General features: G+C 58.4%; 16 protein-coding genes. 13 read left to right on the forward strand and 3 right to left on the reverse strand.

The genetic code is table 11. The features are described 5' to 3' along the window. Positions 1 to 231 precede the first annotated feature (231 nt). From AQ621_RS11995 to AQ621_RS12025, 7 genes are all read left to right on the forward strand, one after another. The gene (locus AQ621_RS11995) at positions 232 to 1233 is read left to right on the forward strand and encodes a metalloregulator ArsR/SmtB family transcription factor (protein WP_058342411.1); all 1002 of its coding nucleotides are present in this window, start codon (positions 232 to 234) and stop codon (positions 1231 to 1233) included. Between the two features lie 96 nt (positions 1234 to 1329). Then, positions 1330 to 2520 carry a methionine adenosyltransferase gene (gene metK / locus AQ621_RS12000; protein ID WP_058341645.1) on the forward strand — a complete coding sequence of 397 codons (1191 nt, stop codon included), beginning with the start codon at positions 1330 to 1332 and terminating at the stop codon, positions 2518 to 2520. A gap of 227 nt (positions 2521 to 2747) precedes the next feature. Next, positions 2748 to 4130 (forward strand): adenosylhomocysteinase, encoded by a 1383-nt coding sequence (ahcY, locus tag AQ621_RS12005; RefSeq protein ID WP_058341646.1) that lies wholly within the window; start codon positions 2748 to 2750, stop codon positions 4128 to 4130. A gap of 12 nt (positions 4131 to 4142) precedes the next feature. After that, entirely contained in the window at positions 4143 to 5012 is an 870-nt protein-coding gene (gene metF / locus AQ621_RS12010) for a methylenetetrahydrofolate reductase [NAD(P)H] (RefSeq protein ID WP_022989730.1), read from the forward strand. 204 nt (positions 5013 to 5216) lie between these two features. Next, complete coding sequence (locus tag AQ621_RS12015; protein ID WP_022989729.1) at positions 5217 to 5972, forward strand: transporter substrate-binding domain-containing protein; 756 nt, start codon at positions 5217 to 5219, stop codon at positions 5970 to 5972. Between the two features lie 29 nt (positions 5973 to 6001). Continuing rightward, positions 6002 to 6715: an amino acid ABC transporter permease gene (locus AQ621_RS12020; protein WP_201785337.1), complete on the forward strand. Its 714-nt coding sequence runs from the start codon at positions 6002 to 6004 to the stop codon at positions 6713 to 6715. A gap of 13 nt (positions 6716 to 6728) precedes the next feature. Continuing rightward, a complete protein-coding gene (locus AQ621_RS12025; protein ID WP_058341648.1) occupies positions 6729 to 7475 on the forward strand; it encodes an amino acid ABC transporter ATP-binding protein in 747 nt (248 codons plus the stop codon). A gap of 9 nt (positions 7476 to 7484) precedes the next feature. On the opposite strand, the gene AQ621_RS12030 is transcribed toward AQ621_RS12025, so the two are convergent. After that, positions 7485 to 7973, reverse strand: coding sequence for a DUF2505 domain-containing protein (locus AQ621_RS12030; protein WP_058341649.1), 489 nt, complete (start codon positions 7971 to 7973; stop codon positions 7485 to 7487). A 194-nt stretch (positions 7974 to 8167) separates the two neighbouring features. Between AQ621_RS12030 and AQ621_RS12035 the strand changes: the two genes are divergently transcribed. The 3 genes from AQ621_RS12035 to AQ621_RS12045 all read left to right on the forward strand — a co-directional run bounded on the left by AQ621_RS12035 (position 8168) and on the right by AQ621_RS12045 (position 11765). Further along, a complete protein-coding gene (locus tag AQ621_RS12035) occupies positions 8168 to 9517 on the forward strand; it encodes an adenosylmethionine--8-amino-7-oxononanoate transaminase (RefSeq protein WP_058341650.1) in 1350 nt (449 codons plus the stop codon). A gap of 2 nt (positions 9518 to 9519) precedes the next feature. Then, the gene (locus AQ621_RS12040; RefSeq protein ID WP_022989724.1) at positions 9520 to 10254 is read left to right on the forward strand and encodes a 16S rRNA (uracil(1498)-N(3))-methyltransferase; all 735 of its coding nucleotides are present in this window, start codon (positions 9520 to 9522) and stop codon (positions 10252 to 10254) included. Positions 10255 to 10535: 281 nt separating this feature from the next. Next, a complete protein-coding gene (locus AQ621_RS12045; protein WP_058342412.1) occupies positions 10536 to 11765 on the forward strand; it encodes a DUF445 domain-containing protein in 1230 nt (409 codons plus the stop codon). Here the strand turns inward: AQ621_RS12045 and AQ621_RS12050 are convergent. Next, positions 11758 to 13056: a YihY/virulence factor BrkB family protein gene (locus tag AQ621_RS12050; RefSeq protein ID WP_022987621.1), complete on the reverse strand. Its 1299-nt coding sequence runs from the start codon at positions 13054 to 13056 to the stop codon at positions 11758 to 11760. The two genes, AQ621_RS12045 and AQ621_RS12050, sit on opposite strands and share 8 nt — an antisense overlap. Before the next feature lie 212 nt (positions 13057 to 13268). Between AQ621_RS12050 and AQ621_RS12055 the strand changes: the two genes are divergently transcribed. Beyond that, complete coding sequence (locus AQ621_RS12055) at positions 13269 to 14528, forward strand: OmpP1/FadL family transporter (RefSeq protein ID WP_058341651.1); 1260 nt, start codon at positions 13269 to 13271, stop codon at positions 14526 to 14528. Here the strand turns inward: AQ621_RS12055 and AQ621_RS12060 are convergent. Then, a complete protein-coding gene (locus AQ621_RS12060) occupies positions 14519 to 15457 on the reverse strand; it encodes a D-2-hydroxyacid dehydrogenase (RefSeq protein WP_058341652.1) in 939 nt (312 codons plus the stop codon). The two genes, AQ621_RS12055 and AQ621_RS12060, sit on opposite strands and share 10 nt — an antisense overlap. A gap of 74 nt (positions 15458 to 15531) precedes the next feature. On the opposite strand from AQ621_RS12060, the gene tmpT reads away from it, so the two are divergent. Further along, on the forward strand, positions 15532 to 16191 hold the full coding sequence (gene tmpT / locus AQ621_RS12065; protein WP_058341653.1) for a thiopurine S-methyltransferase: 660 nt from the start codon (positions 15532 to 15534) through the stop codon (positions 16189 to 16191). Positions 16192 to 16603: 412 nt separating this feature from the next. Then, the gene (locus AQ621_RS12070; RefSeq protein WP_058341654.1) at positions 16604 to 18526 is read left to right on the forward strand and encodes a PrkA family serine protein kinase; all 1923 of its coding nucleotides are present in this window, start codon (positions 16604 to 16606) and stop codon (positions 18524 to 18526) included. Positions 18527 to 18539 lie beyond the last annotated feature (13 nt).

Consider the following 18539-nt stretch of genomic DNA (forward strand, 5'->3'; position numbering starts at 1 on the left):
ATTCTCCAGTGTTTTTCAGGAAAAGACTTCAAGCTGCAAAAACTGCTCAAAAAGAAGGCGCGTATTTTCGCCGATTACTGTGTGCCGGGGCAAATCCATATGTAGTGGTTTTCCGATGGCGCCGGTACAAAATCACCAAAGCGACTGATTTCACAAACGCTATAAATCTATATCAAAAAATTTTGATATGGCTATTGATCGACCAACCAATCACCCCTACACTTGCCAACCATGACCTCACTCAATGCACATGCGAACGAATTGTCCTCGGTGGACACTCTGGTACCGATCTTCAAGGCGAGCGGCGATCCCTTGCGCCTGGAGATCCTGCGGGTGCTGCGCCGGGACACCTTCGGTGTGCTGGAGCTGAGCCAGATGTTTGATATGCGCCAGTCCGGCATGAGCCACCACCTGAAGGTGATGCACAAAGCCGGGTTGCTTGAGCCCCAGCGGGAAGGCAATGCCATCTTCTACCGCCGTCCGCTCCATCTGGACAGCGACAAGCTGGCTGACCAGGCCATCCGGCAGATTTTTGAGACCGTCGACCGGGTGCCCCTGCCCCCGCAGCTCGAGGAAAAGATCGAGGCCATCCGGGAGCAAAGAGCTGAACAATCCCAGGCGTTTTTCTCTCGCCACTCGGAACAGTTCCGGGAACAGCAGGAGCTGATTGCCGCCTTTGACCTGTATGCGGAGCCCACCGCCGAACTGATCCGCAAGCGGGCAGCACGGCAGGACTGGCGCAGCGTGCTGGAAATCGGCCCCGGTGAAGGCGGCTTCCTGCCGGTGCTGTCACAACTGTTCGATCATGTGGTGGGGCTGGATAACAGCAAGGACATGCTGGCCAAGGCCACCCGCACCTGCATTGAGGAACGGCTGAACAACGTCGACCTTATTGAGGGTGTCACCGATACGGTACTGGCCCGGGGCGATGCCTTTGACCTGATTGTCGCCAACATGGTGCTGCACCACGTACCCAGCCCGGCGGACATCTTCCTGGACGCTGCGGCCCTGATGAACAGCGGTGGCTGTTTGATCGTCAGTGATCTGTGCAGCCACGACCAGGACTGGGCCAAGGAGAACTGCGGCGACCTGTGGCTGGGCTTCGAGCCGGAAGAACTCACCGCCTGGGCGGCCGATGCCGGCCTGACTGCGGGTGAGCAACTGTTTATCGGCCTGCGCAACGGCTTCCAGGTGCAGGTACGGGAATTCTGGAAAACGTCTGGAACGGCCTGAAGCCCGCGCAGACACTGGAACATCAAAAAACTTTGATATTGACGTACGTAGAATTACGTACACCGATTTTGAAAACGCTCACAGAGGAGCACCACTATGTCTGACTACAACATCTTCACCTCCGAGTCGGTCTCTGAAGGCCATCCGGACAAACTGGCCGACCAGATCTCCGACGCGGTACTGGACGCCATCCTGACCGACGACCCGCACGCTCGCGTAGCTTGCGAAACCATGGTGAAAACCGGTGTGGCCATCGTTGGCGGTGAAATCACCACCAGTGCCTGGGTCGACCTGGAAGACCTGGTGCGTGGCGTGATCAAAGACATCGGCTACACCTCCTCGGATGTGGGCTATGACGGCGACACCTGTGGCGTAATCAACATCATCGGCAAGCAGTCTGTCGACATCGCCCAGGGCGTTGACCGCCAGAAGCCGGAAGACCAGGGCGCGGGCGACCAGGGCCTGATGTTCGGCTATGCCAGCAACGAAACCGACGTACTGATGCCGGCGCCGATCACCTTCTCCCACCGTCTGGTACAACGCCAGGCCGAAGCCCGCAAGAGCGGCCTGCTGCCGTGGCTGCGCCCGGACGCCAAGAGCCAGGTCACCTGTCGCTACGAAAACGGCAAGGTCGTGGGCATCGACGCCGTGGTTCTGTCTACCCAGCACGACCCGGACGTGACCCAGGAAGACCTGAAAGAAGCGGTCATGGAGCTGATCGTCAAACACACGCTGCCGGCGGAACTACTGCACAAAGACACCCAGTTCCACATCAACCCAACCGGCAAGTTCGTGATCGGCGGCCCGGTGGGCGACTGTGGTCTGACCGGCCGCAAGATCATTGTTGATACCTACGGCGGCATGGCCCGCCACGGTGGCGGCGCGTTCTCCGGCAAAGACCCCTCGAAGGTTGACCGCTCTGCCGCCTACGCTGGCCGTTACGTCGCCAAGAATATCGTAGCCGCAGGCCTGGCTGAGAAGTGCGAGATTCAGGTGTCCTACGCCATTGGTGTGGCCCAGCCGACCTCCATTTCCCTGAACACCTTCGGCACCGGCAAGATCAGCGACGACAAGATCATCGACCTGGTACGCGCGCACTTCGACCTGCGCCCGTATGCCATCACCAACATGCTGGACCTGCTGCACCCGATGTACCGGGCCACCGCAGCCTACGGCCACTTCGGCCGTGATCCGTACGAGATGACCGTTGGCGGCAAGACCTTCACCGCGTTCCCGTGGGAGAAGACTGACCGGGCGGCAGCTCTGAAAGACGCTGCGGGCATCTAAAAGACTTTTTGGCCACGGAATCCACGGAAGGACACGGAAAAAAGATAAAGAAGAAATGATTTGCCACGAAATCCACGAAAGAACACGAAAAAAAGACTGATCACTAAAAAAGCAGTTGTTTTTACTTTCGTGTCCTTTAGTGGATTTAGTGGCAAAAAAAATCTTTTCCTTCCGTGTTTTTCCGTGGATTCCGTGGCTAACCATTTCAAACATGACAGGAGCACCACATGAGCACTCCGAACAACTTCGAAGATTACAAAGTCCGAGATATCGAACTCGCCGACTGGGGCCGTAAGGAAATCAAGATCGCCGAAGGCGAGATGCCCGCGCTGATGAAACTGCGCGAGAAGTACAAAGCCGAGCAGCCACTGAAAGGCGCCAACATCATGGGCTGCATCCACATGACCATCCAGACCGCCGTGTTGATTGAAACACTGGTCGAGCTGGGCGCTGATGTGCGCTGGTCATCGTGCAACATCTTCTCCACCCAGGACCAGGCCGCCGCTGCCATCGCAGCTCAGGGCATTCCCGTATTCGCGTGGAAAGGTGAGACCGACGAAGAATACGAATGGTGCCTGCACAAAACCGTGGGCGCAGACGTAGACGGCTGGGAGCCGAACATGATCCTGGACGACGGCGGCGACCTGACCGAGCTGCTGCACAAGGAATACCCACAGGTAATCGCCAAGTGCCACGGCGTGACCGAAGAGACCACCACCGGCGTGCACCGTCTGCAGGAAATGCTGCGCGACGGCACTCTGAAGATCCCGGCCATCAACGTCAACGACTCGGTGACCAAGTCAAAGAACGACAACAAGTACGGTTGTCGTCACAGCCTGAACGATGCCATCAAGCGCGCCACTGACCACCTGCTGTCCGGCAAGAAAGCGCTGGTGATTGGTTACGGCGACGTGGGCAAGGGTTCTGCCCTGTCCCTGCGCCAGGAAGGCATGATCGTCAAAGTCACCGAAGCCGACCCGATCTGCGCCATGCAGGCTTGCATGGACGGTTTTGAAGTGGTGTCTCCATACATCGATGGCATCAACACCGGTACCGAGCAAGGCATCAACACCGACCTGCTGGGCACCACTGACCTGCTGGTAACTACCACTGGTAACGTCAACGTGTGTGACGCGAACATGCTGAAAGCCCTGAAGAACGGCGCCGTGGTGTGCAACATCGGCCACTTCGATAATGAAATCGATACCGCCTACATGCGCAAGAACTGGGAGTGGGACGAGGTCAAGCCGCAGGTACACGTGATTTACCGCGACAAGGCCAGCAACGACCACCTGATCCTGTTGTCCGAAGGCCGCCTGGTGAACCTGGGCAACGCCACCGGTCACCCGTCGCGGATCATGGACGGCTCCTTCGCCAACCAGGTGCTGGCGCAGATGTACCTGTTCGAGCGCAAGTTTGCGGACCTGCCTGAAGAGTCCAAGGCCAAGGGCGTTTACGTCCAGGTTCTGCCCAAGCAGCTGGACGAAGAAGTGGCCCGCGCCATGGTGGAAGGCTTTGGTGGCGTGATCACCAAGATGACTCCGGACCAGGCGAAATACATCGGCGTACCGGTCGAAGGCCCGTACAAGCCGGAAAGCTACAGGTACTAAGCGGAAACGATCATGGAATCCCAGAAGCAATTCAAACGCCGCTTCAGCTTCGAGTTTTTCCCGCCCAAGACCGATCAGGGCAAGGAGAAGCTGCAGGCGGTACGCAACCAGCTGGCCGAGGTAAACCCGGACTTTTTCTCGGTCACCTTCGGAGCCGGCGGTTCCACCCGGGATCGCACTATCGAAACGGTGCTGAACCTGCACAAGCAGGGTATTTCCACAGCACCGCACCTGTCCTGCGTGGGTGGTACCCGCGCAGAGATCGGCGAGCTGCTGGACGTGTATAAAGAGAACGGCATCAACCGGATCGTCGCCCTGCGCGGCGACCTGCCCTCGGGCATGGGCGCCTCCGGTGAGCTGCGTTACGCCAACGAACTGGTGGAATTCATCCGGGAACACAGCGGGGATCACTTCAACCTGGAAGTGGCCGCCTACCCGGAATTTCACCCCCAGGCCCGCAATGCCGAGGAAGACCTGAAAAACTTCGCACGAAAAGTACAGGCCGGTGCCAACAGCGCCATCACCCAGTACTTCTTCAATGCCGACAGCTACTTCTACTTCATCGACCGCCTGGAGAAGATGGGCGTCACCATTCCGGTGGTGCCGGGCATCATGCCCATCGTCAACTTCTCCAGCCTGGTGCGTTTCTCGGATATGTGCGGTGCGGAAATCCCCCGCTGGATCCGCAAGCAGCTGGAAGCCTACGGCGACGACACCGACAGCATCCGCAAGTTCGGTGAAGACGTGGTCACCGAGATGTGTGAAAAGCTGCTGAAAGCCGGGGCTCCGGGGCTGCACTTCTACACCCTGAACCAGGCCGAACCCAGCATTTCCATCTGGAAGAACCTGGGAATCAGCGACCGCGAAAAGATTGCTTTCTAAGGCATTCTTCAAAGCAGTACAAAGAGGGGCTTCGGCCCCTCTTTCGTTTTCTAACCACCTGATTTCCTGCAAATCCTTTCAAGATGGGCTAACCTGTATCTGATGCATCCCCATCAATGTTCCCTGTGCAATACCGAACAAACCGGTCATAGCGCAGCCTGCCTTACCGGGCAGACGGAACCACAATAAGAGAAAGGAGCAAGCATGAGTACAACATGGCTGAAAACCCTGGGCGCTGGCCTGGCACTGTCTGTCGCCGCCACGTCGGTAAGCGCAGAGACCCTGCGCGTAGTCACCGACCCCAGCTTCGTCCCGTTTGAAATGATGGATCAGGAAACCGGCGAAATGATCGGTTTCGACATGGAAATCATCGCCGAAGTCGCCGAGCGTGCGGGCTTTGATTACGACCTGAACACCATGGATTTCAACGGCATCATCCCGGCCCTGCAAACCGGTAACGTCGACATTGCTATTGCCGGCATCACCATTACCGATGAGCGTAAGCAAATCGTCGATTTCTCCGACCCTTACTACGATTCCGGCCTGCGTATCCTGGTTCGCGAAGACGATGGCACCCAGGAAATGTCTGACCTGGAAGGCAAGAAAGTCGGCACCAAGATTGGTAGCACCAGCTACGACTTCCTCACCAAGAACCTGGACGATAACGACGGCGTAACCCCCTACCCCGGCAGCTCCGACATGTATATGGCGCTGATGTCCGGCGCGGTAGATGCGGTTTTCTACGACGCCCCGAACGTAGGCTACTTCGCCAGCACCCGCGGCGCAGGCAAGGTGAAAACCGTAGGCCCGCTGTATGAAGGCCAGCAGTACGGTATCGCCCTGAAAAAAGGTAGCGAATGGGTTGGCCCGGTGAACGAGGCCCTGGCAGAAATCAAGGAAGACGGCACCTACAAAACCATTTACGAAAAATGGTTCGGCCCGATGCCTGAAGACAAGTAAACCTCCACTTGACCCGCCCGGGGCACACAATGCCCCGGGCGCCTCCTCCCAACCCAACGGAGAAACACACCGTGGAATTCCAGTTTCAGTTTGACTGGCAAGCGGCCATTGATTCCATTCCCTACCTGGCCAAGGGCATTCCCTACACCCTGATGATTTCCTTCGGTGGCCTGGCCATCGGCTTTATACTCGGCATCGTTTTTGGCCTGCTCAGCATCAACAAAAAATGGTTCCTGCGCTGGCCGGCAACCGCCTATATCGAAATTTTTCGCGGCACCCCCATCCTGGTGCAGGTGCTGTTTATCTTCTACGGCCTGCCGGACCTGGTCGGCGGCCCCATCGACCCGCTGACAGCCGGTATTGCCGCGATCGCCCTGAACTCCGGCGCCTATATATCCGAAGTGGTGCGCGGTGGCGTGCAGTCTATCGACAAAGGCCAGAGCGAAGCCGGCCTGTCACTGGGGCTGTCCCGTACCCAGACCTTCTGGTCGATTATCTGGCCCCAGGCCTTCCGGCGCATGATCCCGCCGCTCGGAAACCAGGCTATCGTAAGCATCAAGGACACCTCGCTGTTCTCGGTGATCGGCGTGGGCGAACTGGTCCGCCAGGGCCAGGTGTATATCGCCAACACCTTTACCGCCTTCGAGGTTTACTTCGTAGTGGCCCTTATGTACCTGGCCATAACCTTGTCCCTGTCCCTGATTCTGCGGCTGCTTGAACGCCGCGGCGTTGCGTCTGTCTGAAGGAGCCCGGGTAATGACTCAGATCGTAAAGATGAAGGGCATGAACAAGTACTTCGGCAAACTGCATGTCCTGAAAGATATAGAGCTGACCGTAGAACAGGGCGAAGTCGTGGTGATCATCGGGGCCAGTGGCTCCGGCAAATCTACCCTGATCCGCTGCGTTAACGGCCTGGAAGAATTTGAATCCGGCACACTGGAAGTGGATGGCCAGAAACTGGCGCCGAAAGGCGGCAACCAGCAGGCCCTTGCCGAAATCCGCAAGGAAGTCGGCATGGTGTTCCAGCAGTTCAACCTGTTCCCGCACCTGACGGTAAGAAAGAACATCATGCTGGCGCCCATGAAGGTAAAAAACACCTCCCAGGTAGTCGCCAACGCTACCGCCGAGCGACTGTTGGAACGTGTAGGCATTGGCAGCCAGGCCGACAAATACCCCAACCAGCTATCCGGCGGCCAGCAGCAGCGGGTCGCCATTGCCCGGGCCCTGGCCATGGAACCCCGGCTGATGCTGTTCGATGAACCCACCTCGGCACTGGATCCGGAAATGATCGGTGAAGTACTGGACGTGATGCGGGAGCTGGCCAAAGAGGGTATGACCATGATGGTCGTCACCCACGAAATGGGCTTCGCCCGGGAAGTGGCAGACCGGGTGATCTACATCCATGAAGGCCAGATTGTCGAAGAAGGCCGGCCTGAAGATGTGTTCGACAACCCTCAGAACGAGCGCACCCAGGCGTTCCTGTCCCGGGTGCTGGCGCACTGAACCGGCGGGTCAAAGCAGCTGGCGGATGACTTCATACTCCCGTTCAATCTTGGCGTGGGAGTCATCCGCCAGAAATCTCGCCACTTTCTTGCCCAACAACGGCACATCGCAACGAACCGACAGATTCACATAATTGATGCAGCGGTTACCGTTACCCTGAAGCCGCATTTCGCCCTTGATCTTCGCCGGCACACCGTCGATTTTCACCCGAAACTCGCAGTGCCACTCATCGTCGTCTTTACGGAACCAGTGTTCCTCCTGCCGCACGCGATTCCACTCCCGGTGAAAGCCTGTGAGCACTCCCGGCACGGGCGCAGAAGCCATCATTTCGCGCTCGATCACCAACTTGCCGGACACATCGTCTTTGCGCAGCTCGGCCAGCTGTACATTGCGGGACCCGATTTTCTCGTTCTTTTCGATAATGTGGCTTTCGCTGAAAAAACGCTCGAGCACATGATCCACACCAGCCTCATAGGGGTGTTTCAGATTCAGCTCCATATTCGACTCCTGTTATTTTTATTCCATTGTTGCCGCAGGCTGGTGCACCAACATTGGCCGGTCTGGCGCCGGGCTATGGCAAGCCGGTCATCCGACTGGTTCACAGTAAGGAGCTGTTAAGGCTGCTGACAGCCAAGTATCATGTCGCATCCGGATATTTATTCACCGCCTCCGCAGCCTGACAGGAGACAACCATGCGCAATGCCGACCTGGTCGCACGGGACCTTAAATCCGTGTGGCACCCCTGTACCCAGATGAAAGACCACGAAACCCTGCCGCTGATTCCCATCAAGCGGGGCGAAGGCGTATGGCTGGAAGATTTCGAGAGCAATCGCTACATCGATGCGGTCAGCTCCTGGTGGGTAAACCTGTTCGGCCACGCCAACCCGCGCATCAACTCCGCTATCCAGGAACAGATCGGCCAGCTGGAGCATGTCATCCTGGCGGGCTTCAGCCACGAACCGGTAGTGAACTTGTCCGAGCGGTTGATTGAGGTTACGCCGGAGGGGCTGAACAAATGCTTCTACGCAGACAACGGCTCGTCTGCCATCGAAGCGGCCCTGAAGATGAGCTATCACTACTGGAAAAACCAGGGCCATCCGGGCAAGAAGAACTTCGTTAACCTCAGCAACAGCTACCACGGAGAAACCCTGGGCGCGCTGGCGCTGGGTGATGTTGCCCTTTACAAAGACACCTACCAGCCGCTGCTGATGGAAGTACTGACGGCGCCCTCGCCGGATGCCTACAACAAGGAGCCGGGCGAAACCGATGAAGACTACGCCCTGCGCCAGTTCGAGGCCATGGACAAGCTGCTGGCCGAACGGCACCACGAAATCTGTGCCGTGGTAGTGGAGCCCCTGATCCAGTGCGCCGGCGGCATGCGCATGCACCACCCGGTTTACCACACCAAACTGCGCGAAGCCTGCGACCGCTATGGCGTACACCTGATTGCCGACGAAATCGCCGTGGGCTTTGGTCGCACCGGCACCATGTTCGCCTGCGAACAGTCCGGCATCACCCCGGATTTCATGTGCCTGTCCAAGGGTCTGACCGCCGGTTACCTGCCGTTGTCCGTAGTGCTCACCACCGACACCGTCTACAACGCCTTCTACGACGACTACGAAACCCTGCGTGCGTTCCTGCACAGCCACAGCTACACCGGCAACCCTATCGGCTGCGCCGTCGCCCTGGCCACCCTGGACATCTTCCGGGACGAAAACGTCATCGAAAACAACCGCCAGCTGTCCCGCTGCATGGCCGAATCCGTCGCCCACCTGGCCGACCACCCCAACGTGGGTGACATCCGCCAGCACGGCATGACCCTGGCCATCGAAATGGTCAAAGACAAAGCCAGCAAAACCCCGTTCCCCTGGCAGGAACGCCGTGGCATCAAGGTGTACCAGCATGCCCTCACCCGCCAGTCCCTGCTGCGCCCGCTGGGCAACGTGGTGTACTTCATGCCGCCTTACGTGATCACCGAAGACCAGATCCGACACCTGGCCCAGGTAGCCACCGAAGGCATCGAAATCGCAGTTAAGGGCTGACCATGCGCATTCCCAGAATCTACACCGACAGCCCCCTGCACACCGGCAGCCCGTGTGAACTCGACGACAACGCCGCCAACCACGTAGGCCGGGTACTGCGCATGCAGCCCGGCCAGCAGCTCCGTTTGTTCAACGGCGACGGTAACGACTACACCGCCACCATCACCGAAGCCGGCAAAAAGAACGTCACCGTCACCATCGAAAGCACCGAGGCCAACGCCACCGAATCGCCCCTGACCATCGTCCTGGGCCAGACCCTGTCCAAGGGCGACCGCATGGACTACGCGGTGCAGAAAGCCGTGGAAATGGGCGTAACCACCATCGCCCCCCTCACCACCGAACGCTCCGACGTAAAGCTCAAAGGCGACCGGGAAGAAAAACGCCTGCGCCACTGGCAACAAGTCGCCATCAGCGCCGCCGAACAATGCGGCCGCGCAAAAGTCCCGAACATCCTGCCGGTGATGACCGTAGCGGAATGGCTGCAATACAGCCAAACCTGCGACCTGCGCCTGGTGCTGCACCACCGCACCGAACAATCCCTCAACACACTCGAGAAACCCGCCAGCGTCGCCCTGATGATCGGCCCCGAAGGCGGCCTGAGCGCCGACGAGATTGCCCTGGCAGAACAAAACGGCTTCCTCCCCGTCGCCCTCGGCCCCCGAGTTCTGCGCACCGAAACAGCGCCGGTGGCGGCCATGGCACTGTGCCAGTGGTTGTGGGGAGATATTGGCGGTTAACCCCGAATGGCCTTCTGTAACGTGATGCAGTGGCGGTTCAGTCATTGACAGATTCCGCTGTCACCAACATGATCCGTGTCTGACAATTGCAGCAAGACGCTCTGCCCATGATGGGCGGCAGTGCGAGAGGGGTTTTCCAGAAATTTGCGGAGCCATGGATGGCGGAGCAGAAGCGCCACATGGATGTGCCGCAAGGAGCGTTTTCTGGAAACCCCCTCTCGCACTGCCGCTTGCACCCAGGACAGAACCAACAGAATCAGAACAAAACCAGCGAGTACCGGATGACCAGCCTACTTACCAACCCGGAATTCTGGCAATACCTAAGTATTCCAGTGATCGCAGCCCTCATCGGCTGGAGCACCAACTGGCTCGCCATCAAAATGACCTTCTACCCCCTGGAGTTCATAGGCAAACCACCCCTGCTCGGCTGGCAAGGCATCATCCCCTCCAAGGCCCGGAAAATGGCCGCCATCAGCGTCGATGCCACCATCTCCAAAATCGGCACCGTACAGGAAATCTTCGAACAGATTGACCCGAAGGTACTGGCCGCCCACATCATCTACACCGTCGACCCCAGGGTAGAAGAGTATGTCGACGAACTCATGCTCAAAGAGTACCCCACCTTCTGGGAAAACCTGCCTGCCTCCGCCCGCAAAATGGTCTACGACCGGGTACGCAAGTCCACCCCGCAACTGGTCGACAACCTGGTAGAAGACGTATCCGACAACATCGAAGACCTGCTCGACATCAAAGGCATGGTCATCGAACGGCTCGCCAGCGACAAACAGCTGCTCAACCGCATTTTCCTGGAGTGTGGCGACGTAGAATTCCGCTTTATCATCAACTCCGGCATGTACTTCGGCTTTCTGTTCGGCCTTATACAAATGGCAGTCTGGTACCTCTATCCCGCTATCTGGGTGCTGCCACTGTTCGGCCTGCTGGTGGGTTGGGCCACCAACTGGATTGCCCTGAACGTCATCTTCCGGCCCCTGAGGGAACACAAGGTCGGGCCCCTGAAAATCCAGGGCCTGTTCCTGAAACGCCAGCCGGAAGTGGCTGAATCCTTCTGCCATATCGTGACCCACGAAATCCTCACCGTTGGCAACATCATCAACGCCATCATGGAAGGCCCGAAAGGCGACCGCGCCCGCAACATGGTAAAGAAGCACATCAAGCCGCTGGTGGACGAAACTGCCGGTATGGGCAAGGCCCTCACCCAGATGGCGTTCGGCCCGACCGGCTTTGCCACCCTGAAGAACCAGGTGGGCGAAAAGGCTATCGAAATCTCCCAGACCTCCTTCAACAACCCGGTGTTCGAGAAGGACCGGGCCCGGGCGGTGGAGTCGATCATGGTAGAGCGCATGATTGCGCTGTCGTCAGAAGAGTTTCAGGACCTGCTGCGGCCCTGTTTCCAGGAGGACGAGATCAAGCTCATCCTGGTAGGAGCCTTCCTTGGCTTTGCCGCCGGCGTGTGCCAGCTGGTGTTCGTATTCGGCGAAGCGCTTATCTGAGCAGCTCCGAAAAACTGACATCTTCACGGCCGGACGAGAGCTCCAGCAACCGCTCCGGCATCGACTGCACCGGCAAGCGCTCCACAACCCGGTCTTCATCCCGGCGCACCGCCTGCAGCACGTTACCCACAGTGATCAGGTCCAGCGCCCGCCCGGGCACCAGCTGGTCACCATTGCGGCCGGCCAGGCTCAGCAGGCCGGCGCGAATCAGCTTGTCGCTGATATTTCGGGTAATTTCCCCCGGCACATGCATCTGGTATTCCAGTGATTCCTGTTGCGGCGCCGGCTCACCCCGGCTGAACGGCCGGGCCACCATCCACATCAAGGCCAGTGCCACCCGCTCTTGCAGCTCCGGTGCCAGCTGCACTTCACGGCGCTTCGCCACCGAGCCCGGGTTCTGCATGTAATACGACAAACTGGCACCGAGCAGCAGGATCATCCAGTTCAGGTAAATCCAGATCAGCAGGATAATCCCCACCGCAAAGCCGGAGTAGATGGCTGCATACTTGGCAGAACCCGCCACAAAGGACGCGAAAATCATACCCGCCGCCTGCCAGGACACGCCGGCAATCAGGCCCGCCAGGAAAGCGTAGCGAAATTTCACCCGGGTGTTGGGGATGAAGATATAAACAAAGGTGAACGCCGCCACCACCAGGAAGAACGGGGTAAAGCGGCTGATTGCCACAAACAGCGAACCGAACGGCTCAACCGCCATCAGGGTCTGCATCATGTCGGACGAAAACACCGTGGCAGTGGCGCCAATAGCCGACACCATCAGCAAGGGGCCCACCATAATCACGCTCAGGTAGTTGCTGAAGCGCTGGGCCATGGAGCGCATTTCCGGCACCCGCCAGATCATGTTGAAGGAGCGCTCCACCTTCTGCACCAGCGAGATCACCGTGTACACCAGCAAGCCGAGGCCCACGGAACCCAAAACCCCCACCTTGATGTTATCCACAAAGCCAAGGATCCGTTCCGCCATCTCGATCCCCTGAGGGCCCATGGGCTGGAAGAACTGGTAAAGGAAGGGCTCCATCTTCTGGTGCACCCCCAGCGCCTTGAGCACGGAAAAGCTCAGGGCCAGCAAAGGCACAATACTCAGCAGCGTGGTGTACACCAGGCTCATGGCGTGCAGGGTGAGCTGGCCACTGAGTACATCCCGGATCAGCGCGTACAGCGAACGCCCGGTTTTGTACAGCCAGGTCCAGGGCCACTTCTGGGGCGGATTGGGGTTGGCAAGAATCCAGTCTTCAGCGGCCTGCAGCCGGTCTTTCAGTTGAATAGAAGCCACGCAAGTTCCTGTTTGTCAGTCTTTTCTACAGCTTATCAGCCAAGGGGCAGTAAACAAGCCGATTCTCTCAGCAATAATGCAACGGCGGCGCTGCCGCTGGCCTGAAAAAACAATATAACCATATCAAGTTTTGTTACTTCCACTTATAACCGGATTAACGTAAAAAGGCGCGCCTAAAGAACTGATTCATTTATAACCACAGGGTTTGATCAATGCGCTTGTCCCGGATTCTTGCCACCACCGCCCTTATTGCCGCAGCACCGTCTGCCGCACTGGCCACCAACGGCTACTTCAGCCACGGCTATGGCACCAAGAACGCCGGTATGGCTGGCGCAGGAACCGCGCTGTCCCAGGACAGCATTGCGGCAGCCACCAACCCGGCAGGTATGGCGTTTGTGGGCAGCCGCGTGGACGGCGGGCTGGAGGTATTTTCTCCGCGTCGGCGTTATGGCGTGGAAGGTGGCGTTATGCCGCCACCTGCTGGAACTTTCTATCTCGCCCCCGGAACCGTGCAAAGCGAAAACGACGCGTTCCTGATTCCTCATTTCGGTTATAACCGGGCCCTGGGCAACGGCCACAGCCTTGGCCTGTCGGTGTTTGCCAACGGTGGTATGAACACAGAGTACAGCGGCGCGAATGGCGGCACCTTTGGTGCAGGCAAAACCGGCGTCAACCTGGAGCAGCTGTTCATCGCCCCCACTTGGTCCTGGGAATTCTCTGACGGCCAGGCACTGGGCATTTCACCCCTGATTGCCTACCAGCGATTTGAGGCCGAGGGCCTTGGTTCGTTTGCTGGTTTCTCCTCAAACCCGAATGCCCTGACCAACAACGGCACCGACGAAGCCTGGGGCTACGGCCTGCAGATCGGCTGGCAGGGTAAATTGACGGATACCCTCCGGGCCGGCCTGAGCTGGCGCACCATCCTGGAAATGGAAGAGTTCAACAAATACGAAGGCCTGTTTGCCGAACAGGGCGGCTTCGACATTCCCCAGATGTTCAACGCCGGCATCGCCTGGTCCGGACTTGAAAACCACTGGCTGCTGCTGGATGTTCAGCACATCCGCTACAGCGAGATTAACAGCATCGGTAATCCGATGATGCCGAACCTGATGCAGGCTGGTCTGGGTGATGACCAGGGTGCGGGCTTCGGCTGGGACGACATGACCATCGTCAAACTCGGCTGGCAGTGGCAGCAAAGCAACGAACAAACCTGGCGTGCCGGTGTCAGTTACGGCGAGCAGCCTATTCCGGACGAAGAAGTGTTGTTCAACATCCTGGCGCCGGGCGTCCAGGAATGGCACTTCACCGGCGGCTTCACCCACCGGTTCAGCGAAGCCCTGGAAGTCTCGGGCATGGCGTTCTACTCACCGCGCAAAACCGTCCGTGGCGAAAACCCCATGGGCCCCGGCCAGCACATCGAGCTGAGCATGAGCCAGGTGGGTGCGTCCTTCAGCGTCGGCTATCAGTTCTGAACCGACGCCAGGTTCCTTGCAGTAATCCCCACAATCCGCTGACGGGCCTCACGGCTGGCCCAGGCGGAGTGGGGCGTCACAATCAGGTTGGGAATATCATCCGCCAGCAGCGGGTTGCCGTTGCGGGGCGGCTCTTCAGTCAGCACGTCAAAGCCGGCACCGGCAATCTCGCCGCTTCTTAACGCGTCCGCCAGCGCCTCCTCGTTTACCAGGCCGCCACGGCTGGTATTGATCAGCAAGGCCGTTGGCTTCATCAGGCGCAATTCCCGCTCACCAATCATATTCCGCGTTTCATCCGTCAGCAGGCAGTGCAGCGACAACACATCCGCCTGCGCCAGCAGCTCATCCAGCGCAATGCGCGGGTAACCATCCACCTCCCCCGGCGCCTGCCCCGGTCGGCAGCCCAGCACAATGTTCATACCAAAGGCCTTCGCCCGTTCGGCCACACCCTGCCCCAGATCGCCATAACCAACAATTCCCAGAGTCTTGCCTTCCAGCTCCATAATCGGATGATCCATCAGGCAGAACATATCGCTCTTGCCCCAGGTGCCATTACGGGCATCCCGGTTGTAATCCAGCAGCCGCGTGGCCAGCGCCAGAATCAGCGCCATGGTGTGCTGGGCCACCGTGGAACGGCCGTAGTTGGTCACATTCATCACCTGAATGCCATGTTCCCTTGCTGCCGGCAAGTCAATGTTGTTCAGCCCCGTAGCCACCACCGCAATGGTTTTAAGCTCCGGACAGGCCTCGAAATGCTCCCGGCCCAGCACCACCTTGTTCACCAGCACCGTATCAAAACCCCGAATCCGCTCCAGCACCTGCTCCGGCGACGTCCGCTCAAAACAGGTCAAACCGCCGGTCACCTGCTCAATCGGCGCCAGGTCCACATCGCTGCCCAGGGTAGTGCTATCCAGAAAGACTGCTTTCATACTTTTCTCCCGACTCAAGAACAGCACAGATTAAGGTAGACTGGGTAAAACGAGCAAATTCAGGGAGACCCACCATGGAACACGAATTCTGGCACGAGCGCTGGGAAAAGAGCCAAATCGGCTTCCACGAAGGCACCGTCAACCAATACCTCCACGACCACTGGCCCGAACTGGCCGGCGAAGGCACCGATGCCGTCTTCGTGCCCCTGTGCGGCAAAGCCCACGACATGTGGTGGCTCCACGACCGCGGCCACCCCGTCATCGGCGTGGAACTCAGCGACATCGCCTGCAAAGACTTCTTCGAAGAAGCCCGCGAAAAAGCCATGGTCCACCCCGGCGAACCCTTCACCACCTTCAAACACGACGACCTGCAACTCTGGTGCGGCGACTTCTTCCAACTCGTCCCGGAAGACCTCAAACACATCCGCCTGGTCTACGACCGCGCCGCCCTCATCGCCCTGCCACCGGAAATGCGCAAAGGCTACGTAGACCACCTCACCGCCATCATCCCCGACGGCACCAGAATCCTGCTGATCACCCTCGACTACGACAGCAACGAAATGAAAGGCCCTCCCTTCAACGTCAGCGACGAAGAAGTCTTCAAACTCTACGGCGAAGACTACGAAATCAACCACGTACTAAAACGTGACATGGCCCACGACAACCCCTTCGCCAAAAGAAGAGGCCTGAGAAACGGCGCCGCAGAAAGCGTTTTCACCCTCACAAAGAAATAGGTTTTCACTAGTCCCCATCAAACAGGGGAGCTCCCTGAAGGCGGCCCCACCGGGGCCCCGATCGACGTATGCCGGGGCAGGATTTTTCAGGGCAAATCTGTATGTCTGAGCGCAGCGAGTTGCAGTTTGCCCTGAAAAATCCTGCCCCGGTGTACGTCAGCCCCCAAAACCCGGAAGCCGCCGCAAATCCCCATACCACAATTTAATGAACCGAACATGACCCCCACCTGTCCAACCCCGCAACTGTGAACTAAGCTCAAAACAAGCAGGCCGGAACGCACCGGACAACGTATACCTGCCAGAACCAACCCATTTAATTCAGCGCCAGACACACCGCCCGGAACGGCGGCGAAACAAAAACGGGGACATTGCGTGACGCTATAACAGACAAGAGAAAAGCGAGGGGCCATCTATGACCATTCTGCAGCACTTCAAAGACCGGTATGCCCAGACTCAGGAGGAAGAGTATTCCCTTGAGGAATACCTGGCGGTCTGCAAACAGGACCCGACAGCATACGCCACCGCAGCCGAGCGGATGCTGATCGCCATCGGCGAACCCGAACTCATCGATACCTCCCGTGACTCTCGCCTGTCACGCATCTTCTCCAACAAAGTCATCAAACGATACCCGGAATTCGATGAGTTTTACGGCATGGAAGAAGCCGTGGAAAACATCGTGTCCTTCTTCCGCCACGCCGCCCAGGGCCTGGAGGAAAAGAAACAGATCCTGTACCTGCTCGGCCCCGTTGGCGGCGGCAAATCCTCCCTGGCCGAGAAACTCAAAGCCCTGATGCAGAAAGTACCCTTCTACGCCATCAAGGGCTCACCGGTGAACGAAAGCCCGCTGGGCCTGTTTGACCCGGCCGAGGATGGCCCGATCCTGGAAGAAGAGTATGGCATCCCCGGCCGCTACCTGAAGAACATCATGTCGCCCTGGGCAGTCAAACGCCTGCACGAATTCGGCGGCGACATCAGCCAGTTCCGGGTGGTCAAACGCTATCCCTCGGTGCTCGACCAGATTGCCGTTTCCAAAACCGAACCCGGTGACGACAACAACCAGGACATCTCCGCCCTGGTGGGCAAGGTCAACATCCGCATGCTGGAAGACTTCTCCCAGGATGACCCGGATGCTTACAGCTTCAGCGGTGGCCTGTGCAAAGCCAACCAGGGGCTGATGGAGTTTGTGGAAATGTTCAAGGCACCGATCAAGGTGCTGCATCCGTTGCTGACCGCCACCCAGGAAGGCAACTACAACACCACCGAAGGTATGGGCTCGGTGCCGTTTGACGGCGTTATCCTGGCCCACTCCAACGAATCCGAGTGGCAGACCTTCCGCAACAACAAGCACAACGAAGCCTTCCTGGACCGGGTGTACATCGTCAAGGTGCCCTACTGTGTGCGGGTAAGCGAAGAGATCGAGATCTACCGCAAGCTACTGAAGAACAGCTCCCTGGCAGGTGCGCCATGCGCCCCGGACACGCTGGACATGCTGGCCCAGTTCTCGGTGCTGTCCCGCATCAAGGAGCCGGAGAACTCCAGCATCTTCTCCAAGATGAAGGTGTATGACGGCCAGAGCATCAAAGACACCGACCCCAAAGCCAAGTCCATCCAGGAGTACCGGGATGCGGCCGGGGTGATGGAAGGCATGGACGGCTTGTCTACCCGTTTCGCGTTCAAGATCCTGTCCAAGGTCTTCAACTTCGACACCACCGAAGTGGCAGCCAACCCGGTGCACCTGCTGTACGTACTGGAAAAGCAGATCGAGCAGGAGCAATACCCGCCGGAAATCCAGGAAAAGTACCTGCGCTTCATCAAGGAATACCTGGCGCCCCACTACGTGCAGTTTATCGGCAAGGAAATCCAGACCGCCTACCTGGAAAGCTACAGCGAATACGGCCAGAACCTGTTCGACCGTTACGTGACCTATGCCGACCTGTGGATTCAGGACCAGGAATTCCGAGATCCGGAAACCGGGGAAATCCTGGACCGGGCCTCCATCAACGACGAGCTGGAGAAGATCGAGAAACCGGCCGGCATTTCCAACCCGAAGGATTTCCGCAACGAAGTGGTCAACTTTGTCCTGCGGGCCCGGGCCAACAACCAGGGCCAGAACCCGAGCTGGCTCAGCTACGAGAAGCTGCGCAGCGTGATCGAGAAGAAGATGTTCTCGAACACCGAAGACCTGCTGCCGGTGATTTCCTTCAATCCGAAAGCCAGCCAGGAAGACCAGAAGAAGCACAAGCAGTTTGTGGAACGCATGGTTGACCGTGGGTACACCGAGAAACAGGTCCGCTTGCTCGCCGAGTGGTATCTGCGTGTACGTAAGTCCCATTAACGGCCAGCGGGAG

The sequence above is a fragment of the Marinobacter sp. P4B1 genome, from assembly GCF_001447135.1.
In the GTDB taxonomy this organism is placed as follows: domain Bacteria; phylum Pseudomonadota; class Gammaproteobacteria; order Pseudomonadales; family Oleiphilaceae; genus Marinobacter; species Marinobacter vinifirmus.